Source organism: Enterococcus sp. S183_ASV_20, from assembly GCF_018919685.1.
Taxonomy (GTDB): domain Bacteria; phylum Bacillota; class Bacilli; order Lactobacillales; family Enterococcaceae; genus Enterococcus; species Enterococcus faecalis.
In genome coordinates, this window is the sequence record NZ_JAHLRI010000067.1 from 1 (window position 1) to 12,091 (window position 12,091).

Consider the following 12,091-nt stretch of genomic DNA (forward strand, 5'->3'; position numbering starts at 1 on the left):
AAGTCAACATCTTTACAAGAAATAGGCAACATTTTTTATTTTTAAAAAACTGTAAGCGTTTTACAATGTGTGAGTACTAATTAATTTGATAAAGAGAGGATGTAGTAAAATGGCAACACATTCACGGGAACGATTAGGTTCTGTCGCATTGATGCTCATGACTTTTTCAGCGGTTTTTGCCTTTCCCAGCATTGTTAACAACAGTATTCAGATTGGCCTAGCAACTATTCCAGGCTATTTATTCGGCTCTATTTTTTACTTTTTACCATTTATTCTAATGATTGCAGAATTTGCTTCTGCTAATTCTGAAAATGAATCAGGTGTTCACAGTTGGTTGGAATCTGTGCTAGGACCTAAATGGGCATTTTTAGGTGCTTGGTCGTATTTCTTTGTCAACTTGTTTTTCTTCTGTTCATTGCTACCGAATACATTGATTTATGGTTCATACGCTTTTTTAGGTCAAAACGTTTTTCAAGGAAACCATAGTACTAAAATAATTGCAGTGATTTCTATTCTGTTATTTTGGTTAATGACATGGGTTTGTATTAAAGGGGTCTCGTGGATTTCGAAAGTGACTAGCTTAGCGGGTGGTGCACGTTTATTTATGGGCGTAGCTTTTGTGGTTTTAGCCTTTGTCGTCGTGTTTGGTTTTGGCAATGAACCAGCACAAGAGTTTACCACGACGTCAATTATGCCAACTTTTAATTGGACTTTTTTCATGACGATGGCGTGGATTTTACAAGCTGTTGGCGGTGGTGAAAGTATCGGTGTATATATTAAGGATGTTAAAGGCGGCAATAAAACGTTTGTCCGCACGATGATTGGTGCAACGATTGCGGTCGGTATCATGTATATTCTTGGTGCCGTTGCTGTAGGTTTGGTAGTGCCAACGGACGTCTTAAAAGGAAATTTTTCAAATGGTATTTTTGATATCTTTAAAATTTTAGGTACGTATTTCCATATTCCCGCAGCAATGATGGTGCGCTTAGTAGGAATTATCTTATTTGTCGGAAGTCTTGGTTCTTTGGCTCTGTGGACAGCAGCACCAGTTAAAGTATTTTTCTCAGAAATTCCTGATGGGGTCTTCGGTAAGTGGCTAGTGAAAACGAACGAAGAGGGAAATCCAACCAATGCTTTGTTAGTTCAAGGAATTATTGTGACGATTTTAGTTGCCATTCCAGCATTAGGAATTGGAAATATGGATAGCTTTTTAGAAACGTTAATTAATATGACAGCTTCTACGTCATTAGTGCCTGTCTTGTTCTTGTTAATCGCCTATATTGGGCTTCGTTGGAAAAAAGAAACAATGCCGAGAAGTTTCCGCTTTGGTAATCGAACCTTTGGCTTAATTGCGGGAATTTTCTTATTAGCCATTTTTATCTTTGTATTCTTTATGTCAACTGTGCCGGATCCAAAATTAATCATGGAAGAAATCAATGGCACGTTACCGAAAGGAACCGCTAGTCCACTGGGCATGTTGGCGTATAACATCATTGGGTTAATTGTCTTTATGGGCTTTGCTTGGATTTGTTGGAAACGATATGAAACAAAAGAAAAAAATGAAGTTGGTAAAGGAGAAATGGATTATGAAGACTTGGGAAAATTATAAAGTAGATAGTATTAATCGGTTGCCTGGACGAGCACACTTTTCGAGCTTTCCCTCGAAAGAAACAGCGTTATTAAATGAAAATAAATATACACAAGCATACAAAAATTTAAACGGACGCTGGCATTTTCTTTTTTTAGAAGCGCCAGAATACAGCCCAGAAAACTTTTTTGCGACGGACTTTGATACAAGCCAAATGGATCAAATCACTGTTCCTGGAAATTGGCAAGTCCAAGGATATGGCAAAATGCATTACTCTGATTTATGGTACAATTTTCCCATTAATCCGCCGTATGTACCAACGGAAAACCCAACAGGTATTTACAAACGGACATTTGCTATAGATGAAACATTTCACGATAAAAAAATCATTTTACGTTTTTGTGGCGTAGATTCAGCTTATCATGTTTGGGTGAACGGCCATGAAGTTGGCTACAGTAAAGGTGCACGAAATGAAGCAGAATTTGACATTACGCCTTACGCTAAAATTGGTGAAACAAATGATTTAACGGTGCGAGTCTATCAATGGTCAGATGGTACGTATTTAGAGGATCAAGATATGTGGTGGTTAAGTGGTATTTTTCGTGATGTTGAATTACTCGGTGTACCAGAAAATGGGCTGGAAGATTTCTTTATTATTTCCGATTTAGATGATTCGTATCAAAATGGCCACTTGGCAATTACGGGTAAATTTTGGCAAGACAAAGGACAACAAGTTCAATTGGAGTTGATGGATCAGCAGGGAAAAACGGTTCTTAAAGAGACTGTCGCAGGAAATCAAGGTACAGTTGAATTTTCAGCAAGTTTACCGTCTGTCACTGCTTGGTCAGCTGAAAAACCATACTTGTATCAACTATTTATCACTGTTTTTTCTGAAGGGGAAGTCGTCGAAGTTATTCCGCAAAAAGTTGGTTTCAGAAATATTCATGTATCTGGTGAGACTTTCTTAGTCAACGGTGTGGCCATTAAACTAAAAGGAATGAATCGTCATGATTATAATCCGAAAAATGGTCGAGTGGTTAGTCGTGAAGAAATTGAAAAAGATATTCGTTTAATGAAACAATTTAATATTAATGCCATTCGAACCAGTCATTATCCAGCATCTGCTTATTTCTATGATTTATGCGATGAATATGGAATGTATGTGATTGATGAAACTGATTTGGAATGTCACGGCTTTGAATTAACCGGAGAATATGATTGGATTAGCAACGATCCAGAATGGGAAACGGCTTATGTTTCTCGAATGGTACGGATGATTCAACGGGATAAAAACCATCCATCAATTCTCTTTTGGTCGTTAGGAAATGAATCTGCGTTTGGTCATAACTTTATTGAAATGGCCCGCATTGCCAAAGAAATGGATCCAACACGTTTGGTCCATTATGAAGGTGATTTTGAGGCAGAGGTCACGGATGTCTATTCTACAATGTATACTTGGTTGGAACACCCAACTAGAGAATTACTGATGAATACGATTATTGAAATTTCAAAAAAACCGCATATTTTATGTGAATATTGTCATGCGATGGGGAATGGCCCTGGGAATTTAAAAGAATACCAAGAGCTATTTTATGCTCATGATAAATTACAAGGTGGCTTTATTTGGGAATGGTTTGACCATGGCATTGAATCGGTAACAGATAACGGTGAAGTTTATTATCGTTATGGCGGCGATTTCGGCGATGATCCAAGTAACAAAGATTTTTGTATTGATGGGATGTTGATGCCTGACCGTACGCCATCTCCTAGCTTGTATGAATACAAAAAAGTCATTGAACCCATTACAACTAGCGCTATTGACGTTCTGTCAGGTGAATTCTCATTATTGAGTCGGTTTGACTTTGAAAACTTGGCTATCTTTAAGCTGGTTTATACAATTACTGAAGATCAAACAGTGATTCAATCAGGGACAGTAGCAGTGCCAGCAATTGCTGCTAGAGCAGAAGGAAGACTGCACTTACCTTATCATTTAGATTTTCCTAAAAAGGCAGGAGCCGCCTATTATTTAACTCTTTCATATCAATTGAAAGAAACGACCGCCTATGCATCTGCTGGTCATGAATTAGCTACCGCACAGTTTGAATTGCCAATTGCAACACCAGGGATTGAGATCACACCAGTTGGCTCGCTAATGGCAAAGGAAATTGGCCCTCATTTATACATTGAAGGACCAAACTTTTCAATTAATTTTGATAAAGTGAAGGGCGCCTTAACGAATGTGACACGAGATGGTAAAAAATTATTGCATAAAGGGCCGAAATTTACATTTTGGCGGGCACCAATCAGTAATGATATGGAAATTATTGATGAAATGAAGAAAAAATATTTCTTACATTTAGAGCATGAAATTGTCCGTTCTTTTGAGTGGAAAAAAGTTGATGATTTTATCCAAGTCATCGTAAAAACAATTAACGGAACGACTAACAGTGCTTGGCATTATCAATGTACCTATCAGTATTTAATTGCACCAAATGGCGAAATTTTCTTCGATTTAAAAGGTAGTCCTGCTGGTAAAATTGAAAATGCGCCAGATATGTTACCACGTTTGGGTGTGACTCTCCATTTAGACAAGTCTCTATCAGAAGTAAAATATTTCGGTAAAGGGCCGAGAGAAAACTATGTAGATTCACAAGAAGCTGGTTTACTTGGCGTTTATGATGCTACAGTGGCGGAAATGTTCACTAATTATGTTGTTCCACAAGCCAATGGTAACCACATGGCGACTAAATGGTCCGCATTCACGGATGATCGCGGCCAAGGAGTAGTAGTAACAGCGGCTGATTCATATAATTTTAGTGTTTCTTATTTTGAAGAACAAGCGCTAGATATTGCTAAGCATACCAATGAATTACAAGAAAGTGAGTATGTTGTTTTAAATATCGATTACAAACAAAACGCCCTAGGTAGCTACTCTTGTGGCCAGTGGCAATTAGAAAAATACCGGACTACGTTTGAAGAATTCCAATTGGCATTCCGCTTAACACCTTTTAATAATAAAGAGATTCAAGCAGCGGATGTCGCACATGAACGAGTAAAACGACCAACAATTTCTTAAATAAAAGCTCAGAACAGTGCACTTCGGTCTCCTGTTCTGAGTTTTTTTAATGAAATTATCAGAAATTATTGCTTTTTTTTCATGGAAACAAGCAAACTATTTTGTTATCTAATAAAAGTAGTCCATAATAGTAACATAGCGAATTATTCGCTAGATAAAGCATTTAGGAGGAATTATTTTATGCATACTTTATGGGTTTTAATCGTTGGTGCTGTTATCGGTGCTATCGCTGGCGCACTTACAAGCAAAGGTCAATCAATGGGTTGGATTGCGAATATCGTTGCCGGTTTAGTTGGTTCATTTATCGGAGAAAAAATCTTAGGTAGCTGGGGTCCTCATGTAGCAGGTATGGCAATTGTGCCATCAATTATTGGGGCAGTAATTTTAGTTGCTGTGGTTTCATTCTTCTTCGGACGAAAAAATAGCTAATTAAGTAAATAATTGTTTAATTAGTTAAAGGCACCAAGTCTCACGAATTTCGTGAAACTTGGTGCCTTTTTTTATTTTCTCGTTAATTTTACGACAACTTCACAACGAGCGGTTTGTGGAAACATATCAACAGATTGTAAATAGTCTACTTGATATACTTTGGCTAATTGAACTAAATCACGTGCTAACGTGGATACATTACAAGAAATATACACCATTTTCTTAGGTGGTTGTTTCAAAAGGGCCGTTAATAATTTACGATCCAAACCAGTCCGTGGGGGATCAACTACAATGGCATCAGGTTTAAAGCCTTCTTTGAACCATTTAGGTAATAAGTCTTCAGCTGTTCCAACAGCATAATGTGTGTTCGTAACACCAAGTCGTTTTGCATTGAATCTAGCATCGTCAATTGCGGCGGGAATGGTATCCATACCACGAACTTGATGCGCTTGTTTCGCTAAACTTAAGCCAATGGTCCCGACGCCACAATAAGCATCAACAACAGTTTCATTTGGTTGTAAATCTAAGGCCTTGATTCCTTCATTATATAAAACTTCCGTTTGTTCTGGATTCAATTGGAAAAATGCTCGCGGCGATAAATCAAAGACAACGTCGTTAATGTGTTCTTCAATGCTTTCTTTGCCCCATAAGTGAAGGGTATCATCACCCATTACTAGAGAGGTTTTTTTATTTTGGACATTTTGCATAATAGAAACAACTTCTGGTAATTGTTCATTAATTGCGCGAACCATTTTTTCTTTTTGTGGAAATTTCTGCGATTGTGTAATGAAAACTACTTGAACTTCGCCAGTTTGGATGCCCACTCGAACCATTAATGTTCGAAAGATACCACTATTTTTACGTTCATCATAAATTGGTAATTGAAAGTCATTCAATAAATCAACTAATGTATTCATCACCTTGGTTGTCGCAGGCTGTTGGACCAAACAGTTATCAATCGGTACTAATTGATGTGAATCAGCTTGATAGAGACCAGCTTCTACTTGGCCATCGATTTGGCGTAATTGGAATTGGGCTTTATTTCGATAATTCCAAGGATTCTCCATCCCAATTGTTTTTCGTAGTTCATAGTTTTGATAATTGGCTGGTTTAAATTTGTTAAGCGCCTGTTTTAATAAATCTTTTTTAAAGTCTAATTGTGCTTTGTAGGCTAAATGTTGTAGTTGGCAGCCGCCACATGTTTCATAGACAGGACAAGGAGGGACCACGCGATCTTTAGCAGCTTTTTTGACAGATTGAAGGGTTCCTTCAGCAAATTTGGGTGTAACATTTGTGATCGTGGCAGTCACTTCTTCTTTCGGTAGCGCCCCAGGAACGAAAATAATTAACTTTTTATAATAGCCGATACCTTCGCCATTAATTCCTAATCGTTTAATTTTTAAAGAAATTTGTTGGCCTTTTTTTACTAGTTGTTGGGTCATATTCTTTCATCCTTTAGTCATCTCACATTTTTCACTTCCTCCCATTTTAGCACATTTTTATTTATTTGGCTTCCAAGGATTCTATGGTATAGTAGAATATATGTTCTGATTTAGAGGGGCAGGAGAATAAGATGACAACAATCACACGAATTAGTAAAGATAAAGGTGAATTTTATCTACTTTGGCTATCTTCAGGCGAAAAACTGCGTGTCTCGGAAGATATTTTAGTACGGCAGCGTCTGCTAAAAGGCCAAGAGTTATCAGATACTTTAATAGAAGAAATAAAAAAAGCCAGTTCTTATGATGTCGGGTTACAAATGGCGATGAATTATTTAAGCTATCAATTACGTTCAAAGAAAGAGATTTTTACTTATTTAAAAGAGAAAGAAATTGTACCTGAAGATCGAGTAAAAATCGTTCAACGTTTAGAAGAGCTGCGGTTGTTGGATGATGCGATTTTTAGTGAAAGTTACGTACGTACAGCTATGCGAACCAGTGATAAAGGACCACGAAATGTGGCACAACAATTAAAGCAAAAAGGCATTAGTGAAGAAGATATTCAGCATGGCTTGACCTTTTATACGTTAGATGAACAGCTTAATGTTGCCACAGCAACTGCAGAAAAAGCCATGAAACGCTATCGAACTAAAAGTTTTAAAGATGCACTTCAGAAAACGCGTCTGCATCTGATGCAAAAGGGCTTTACAAATGAAATCATTGATCTAGCTTTGGAATCTTTAGCTTTTGAAAAGGACGAAGAACAAGAACAACAAGCGTTAAACAAGGAAGGCGAACGTTTATGGCGTGCCAATCAGCGATTTGATTTTTCTAAAAAAGTCCAAAAAGTCAAACAAAGCTTATTCCAAAAAGGGTTTGACTATGATTTGATTCAGCAATTTATTAGCGAAAAGGAAGTAGAACATGACGAATAAAGAGCCTTGGGTTCATTCCAGGAAGATTTTTTAGCTTGGTATGAACGAGAAAAACGCAATTTACCTTGGCGAGCGAATACAGATGCATATCGTATTTGGATTTCTGAAATTATGCTACAACAAACTCGCGTAGATACAGTCATTGATTATTTTTATCGATTTATGGAATGGTTTCCGACGATTCAAGATTTAGCGGAAGCGCCAGATGATAAGTTGTTGAAAGCTTGGGAAGGGTTAGGTTACTATTCACGAGCGCGTAATTTAAAAGTGGCAGCGCAACAGATTGTTTCAGAATTTGGTGGGAAAATGCCTGACACAATCGAAGATATTCGGAGTTTAAAAGGAATCGGCCCCTATACGGCTGGTGCGATTGGCAGTATTGCCTTTAATCTCCCCGAACCAGCAATTGACGGTAACGTCATGCGGGTAGTGAGCCGTTTATTTGAAATTGATGCAGATATTGCAAAAGCGAGTAGTCGTAAAGTATTTGAAGCGGCGATGCTTAAAATCATCGATCGTGAGCGTCCAGGGGATTTTAATCAAGCCTTAATGGATCTAGGCTCAGCCGTCTGCACCCCAACTTCCCCTAAGTGTGAAAGTTGTCCGCTTCAGCAATATTGTGCGGCCTATCAGGCAGATAAAATGACCGCTTATCCAGTCAAATCAAAAAAAGTTAAGCCGAAAGATGTGTATTATGTCGGCACTATTATTGAAAATAAAAAGCAAGAATTTTTATTAGAACAACGCCCTGAAACCGGTTTGTTAGCCAATATGTGGCTGTTTCCGATTGAAGAAATTAGCAAAAAACAATTTCAACAATTGCAAAAACTGGCGCAACCAGCAGAAACGGAAAAACAATTAACTTTAGAGTTAGAGCCTGTAACAGAGCCTTTGGTCGCTGAAGAACCTGTCAACTTTTTTACGGACTATGAAACAGTTGTCTGGCAAAAACGTGCCTTAGGCGAAGTCGTTCATATTTTCAGTCATTTAAAATGGCATATCTTAGTCTTTTATGGCCGAAATACAGGCGAATTAGCCACACTAGAGTCGCAGCGATGGGTAGCAGCACAACAATTTTCGGACTATGTTTTTCCAAAACCACAGCAAAAAATGGTGGAATTGTTCAAAAAAGAACACAAAAATAAATAACAAAAAAGAGAGACTTTTAAACAAACAAGCCTCTCTTTTTTGTTTCCTCTAGGTTATACCCCTATATAAATTCTGCTATGTTTAGTTTTGAAGGGGACTGGTAAGATAGACTTGTCTCTTGTCTGCTTAGAGGAGTAGTAATGATGGTGGAGACTTTTCAAGAGAGAGGAAGTACAGCCAATGAGTAGGAAGCGAAAAATCAGCTTAATTAGTTTAGTCATCATTTTGTTTTTTGTCACAGTCGGCTCAGCATACTTTGCTGTAGCGGGTAGCTATTTAAAGAAAACAATTGATAAAGGCTATGTTCCCATAAAAAATGATTATACTGAAGCGCAAAATAAAGATAGTCAATCGTTTTTGGTCATGGGTCTAGACAATACAATTGAACGGAAATTAGGCACAACTAGGACTGATGCTATGATGGTGATTACCGTGAATAACAAGACGAAGAAAATAACCTATTTAAGTTTGCCACGGGATAGTTTTGTTCAAATTGATGCAAAAAATTACCAAGGGATGCAACGAATTGAAGCCGCCTATACCTACGATGGACCAACAGCTTCTGTTAACACAGTTGAGAAATTATTGAATATTCCAATCAATCATTACGTTGTGTTTAACTTTTTATCTTTTATTAAGTTAATTGATGCGGTTGGCGGCATAGATGTCAATGTCAAGCAGGCGTTTGATGGTGTCACCAAAGACGGGCCAGGATCCATTCATTTTGATGCAGGGAAACAGCATTTAGATGGTACGAAAGCTTTATCTTATGCCCGTGAAAGGCATAGCGATAACGATATTATGCGTGGATTCCGACAACAAGAAATTATTCAAGCAGTTGAAGACAAGTTGAAATCTGGTCAATCAATCATGAAAATAATGGACATTATTGATTCGTTAAATGGAAACATTCAAACTGATGTGGATTCCAATGAATTGACTCATTTAGTCAAAGAAGGTTTGACTTGGACCAATTATGATAAACAACAGCTTTCTTTTGACTGGCGCACTTTTAGTAATGAAGGGCGCAGTATGGTTGAACTATATCCAGATAGTATTGAAAATGTCCGCCATCAATTACGTGTGTCTTTAAATTTAGAAAAGCCAGATGAACGAGATCAAGACGGCTATGTCTTCCATACGAACGGTGAATTTTTATATCAAAGTGATTATACCGTTCAAGATGAAGCAGCTGAGGAAAACGAAATGACTTCCATCAACGGCAATACGTATATTGGTGTTCCTGGCAATACACAGACCGGCCCGTTGCCATCAGTTAAAACGGAAAATGGCTTTATAAAATAATTTATTTTCCAAGTGTAGAAAATCCGAACATAACAGATTAAATAATCCGCTTACTTATTATTCTTCTAAGGAAAAAACGAAGGATTTTAGCAAGAAAACAGCGTATCATTTGATATAAACCCAACATTCCCTTTATAATGAAAGTAACAAGCAAATTTTTGTTACTTAGAAGGGGAAGGGAGCAAGGAGTTATGTTTAGTTATACAGATACCATTTTGTCAATTATGCAAAGAATTGAAGTATACAACGAAATTTTCAAAGCCATCTCTAAAGAAGTTCAAGAATACGGTTGTAATCAGGCTGCACATCGGAGAGGCCGTGACACTTATATGTTTTGCCGAAATAATGTGAATCGTTTTTTTACAGAAGAAATGATGTTTCGTAAAAATTTAGAGCCGTATTATGATAAAGAAGCAACGAAAATCTTGCTAGAAGGATTAGATACGTATAAAGAAGGAGTATTTTTCTGGTTAGAGGCATTAAGTGAATCTTGCCAAGTGACAGATGAATTGAAATATCAATTAGGAATCCGCCAAAAAGAATCCTCTTATTTATTAATTAATCAAGCTTGTAAAGAAGCCTGTGAGGGCATTCAAAGCGCTCATAGTGTTCATAAGATGTAAAAAGTTAGGGATAGCTGTCAATCTGTCAGTTATCCCTAACTTTTTTATTTCAATATCATCTGATAAGCATAACGTTCGCCATCGTTAACATCTAAAATCACGTCACCTTGATAAACAAAGCCAGCTTTTTTAATCAGGTGCTGCATGGCGAGATTTTGTGGATGTGTATCGATTCGAATATCAGTAGCACCTTGCAAACGAGCGGCTGTAACCAGTGAGCGCAAAAGCACCAAGGCCAGTCCTTGACCTTGAAAGGAACTTTTTAGAGCAACACGATGAATTGCCGTATACGTAGTTTGAGAATGAGGTTGCCAAGAACCATTAAAAATCGCTTCATAAGCAGGATCAATCTCCGAACATAAAACACCAACGCCTGCCAAGGCATCCTCAACCATTAAAATATAGCAAGTTTGCTGGTCGATATCTTTTGCTAAAATTTCTTGATTCGGGCCATCGCCGTTTTGCCATTGGGGAATGCCACTTTTTTGTAAGGTGCGGCGTCCATCTTCAATGATACCAAGGATGTCAGGCAAATCAGAAGGTTCTGCTTTTCTTAAGTAAACAGTCAAAAAATATTCCCTCCTCTTAGAACCCTGTCGTTGTTTTCAATTGGTAAATTTTTGAAGGGCGGCCAATGCCAACGGGACGTTCACCTAACTCTTCAAAATATTGTGTCATGGCTTTTTTAAAATTTGAATGGTCAATGCTGCGATAATCAACGCCGAGGAACTTCGCAAAAACTTTACGGGCTTCCGTAATGGTGAAATCTTTTCCTAAGACTTGAAGCACTTGCGGTTCATGTTCCATTTTATCAACAACACGATTAAACGCCTTAATTATAATTTCACTATGGTCGAAGGCTAATGTATCTTTACCAAGAGAGGCCGCTGTTTTCAAGTCTAAAGTAATTTCCACATCTTCATGAGATAACGTGATGTGTTGACCATGCCGTTCAAGATTGAACCAATGGACTTCTTTGGCATCGTCGCCAGCAATTAAAGGTTCTTCACCAATAAAGGCTAAATAGCTGACTGTCACGACCCAGCCACGAGGATCTCGATCTGGGCGACTAAAGCTGTGTAATTGTTCAATATTTTCTTGAGAAATCACCACACCAGTTTCCTCTTTTGTTTCTCTTAAAACACTATCTTCAGTAGATTCGTTGCGATTAACAAAACCGCCAGGAAGCGCCCATGAGTTTCTAAAGGGGTGACCTTTACGTTGAATCAGTAAGACTTTCAATTGATCGGCTTCCTTGTTGTAACAAAGAAGAACCATATCAACGGTTAAAGAGGGTTTTTCATATTCAGGTAATTCTTGTTGATGATACCAAGTTAAAAACTCTGCTAAGCTAGCTTGGCGTTCATAATAATTTTTTTCTTCGGCTTTAGAAGCAAATTGTGGCACAATTGCTCCTCCTTTCAAAAAGAAACATGGTTTTCTTTTATTGTATCATTAAGTGGCTGAAATACAATATTCAAGCGTAAAAAGAAAAGCAAGCCTGGGACAAAAATCCAAAGTGATTTTTGTCCCAGGCTTCTACTATA

Annotated in this window: 9 protein-coding genes and 1 pseudogene; 7 read left to right on the top strand and 3 right to left on the bottom strand. The window is 37.7% G+C overall.

From position 1 onward, the window contains the following. Positions 1-109 precede the first annotated feature (109 nt). The 3 genes from KQI94_RS13785 (at position 110) to KQI94_RS13795 (ending at position 5,093) form a co-directional block, all read left to right on the top strand. On the top strand, positions 110-1,609 hold the full coding sequence (locus KQI94_RS13785) for an amino acid permease (protein WP_002359464.1): 1,500 nt from the start codon (positions 110-112) through the stop codon (positions 1,607-1,609). Next, entirely contained in the window at positions 1,542-4,664 is a 3,123-nt protein-coding gene (ebgA, locus tag KQI94_RS13790; RefSeq protein ID WP_002389797.1) for a beta-galactosidase subunit alpha, read from the top strand. The genes KQI94_RS13785 and ebgA overlap by 68 nt, the downstream gene beginning before the upstream one ends. Before the next feature lie 180 nt (positions 4,665-4,844). Further along, positions 4,845-5,093: a GlsB/YeaQ/YmgE family stress response membrane protein gene (locus tag KQI94_RS13795; RefSeq protein ID WP_002356434.1), complete on the top strand. Its 249-nt coding sequence runs from the start codon at positions 4,845-4,847 to the stop codon at positions 5,091-5,093. A gap of 71 nt (positions 5,094-5,164) precedes the next feature. On the opposite strand, the gene rlmD is transcribed toward KQI94_RS13795, so the two are convergent. After that, positions 5,165-6,535 carry a 23S rRNA (uracil(1939)-C(5))-methyltransferase RlmD gene (gene rlmD / locus KQI94_RS13800; RefSeq protein WP_002359466.1) on the bottom strand — a complete coding sequence of 457 codons (1,371 nt, stop codon included), beginning with the start codon at positions 6,533-6,535 and terminating at the stop codon, positions 5,165-5,167. A 131-nt stretch (positions 6,536-6,666) separates the two neighbouring features. Between rlmD and recX the strand changes: the two genes are divergently transcribed. The 4 genes and pseudogenes from recX to KQI94_RS13820 all read left to right on the top strand — a co-directional run bounded on the left by recX (position 6,667) and on the right by KQI94_RS13820 (position 10,544). Further along, positions 6,667-7,467 (top strand): recombination regulator RecX, encoded by an 801-nt coding sequence (gene recX, locus KQI94_RS13805; RefSeq protein WP_002356439.1) that lies wholly within the window; start codon positions 6,667-6,669, stop codon positions 7,465-7,467. Beyond that, positions 7,457-8,616 (top strand): annotated as a pseudogene (mutY, locus tag KQI94_RS13810) (A/G-specific adenine glycosylase). Before recX ends, mutY begins: the two are co-directional and overlap by 11 nt. A 180-nt stretch (positions 8,617-8,796) precedes the next feature. Beyond that, positions 8,797-9,921: an LCP family protein gene (locus KQI94_RS13815; RefSeq protein ID WP_002368824.1), complete on the top strand. Its 1,125-nt coding sequence runs from the start codon at positions 8,797-8,799 to the stop codon at positions 9,919-9,921. A gap of 137 nt (positions 9,922-10,058) precedes the next feature. Continuing rightward, positions 10,059-10,544, top strand: coding sequence for a hypothetical protein (locus KQI94_RS13820; RefSeq protein ID WP_002356444.1), 486 nt, complete (start codon positions 10,059-10,061; stop codon positions 10,542-10,544). Positions 10,545-10,588: 44 nt separating this feature from the next. Here the strand turns inward: KQI94_RS13820 and KQI94_RS13825 are convergent, their stop codons facing one another. Continuing rightward, positions 10,589-11,113, bottom strand: coding sequence for a GNAT family protein (locus tag KQI94_RS13825; RefSeq protein ID WP_002368825.1), 525 nt, complete (start codon positions 11,111-11,113; stop codon positions 10,589-10,591). Between the two features lie 16 nt (positions 11,114-11,129). Next, complete coding sequence (locus KQI94_RS13830; RefSeq protein WP_002384084.1) at positions 11,130-11,969, bottom strand: NUDIX hydrolase; 840 nt, start codon at positions 11,967-11,969, stop codon at positions 11,130-11,132. Positions 11,970-12,091 lie beyond the last annotated feature (122 nt).

What these genes read in the sequence shown, in the direction of transcription:
- KQI94_RS13785 (WP_002359464.1), top strand. Translation starts at nt 110, where the DNA reads ATGGCAACACATTCACGGGAACGATTAGGTTCTGTCGCATTGATGCTC.
- ebgA (WP_002389797.1), top strand. Translation starts at nt 1,542, where the DNA reads ATGAAACAAAAGAAAAAAATGAAGTTGGTAAAGGAGAAATGGATTATG.
- KQI94_RS13795 (WP_002356434.1), top strand. Translation starts at nt 4,845, where the DNA reads ATGCATACTTTATGGGTTTTAATCGTTGGTGCTGTTATCGGTGCTATC.
- rlmD (WP_002359466.1), bottom strand. Translation starts at nt 6,535, where the DNA reads ATGACCCAACAACTAGTAAAAAAAGGCCAACAAATTTCTTTAAAAATT.
- recX (WP_002356439.1), top strand. Translation starts at nt 6,667, where the DNA reads ATGACAACAATCACACGAATTAGTAAAGATAAAGGTGAATTTTATCTA.
- KQI94_RS13815 (WP_002368824.1), top strand. Translation starts at nt 8,797, where the DNA reads ATGAGTAGGAAGCGAAAAATCAGCTTAATTAGTTTAGTCATCATTTTG.
- KQI94_RS13820 (WP_002356444.1), top strand. Translation starts at nt 10,059, where the DNA reads ATGAAAGTAACAAGCAAATTTTTGTTACTTAGAAGGGGAAGGGAGCAA.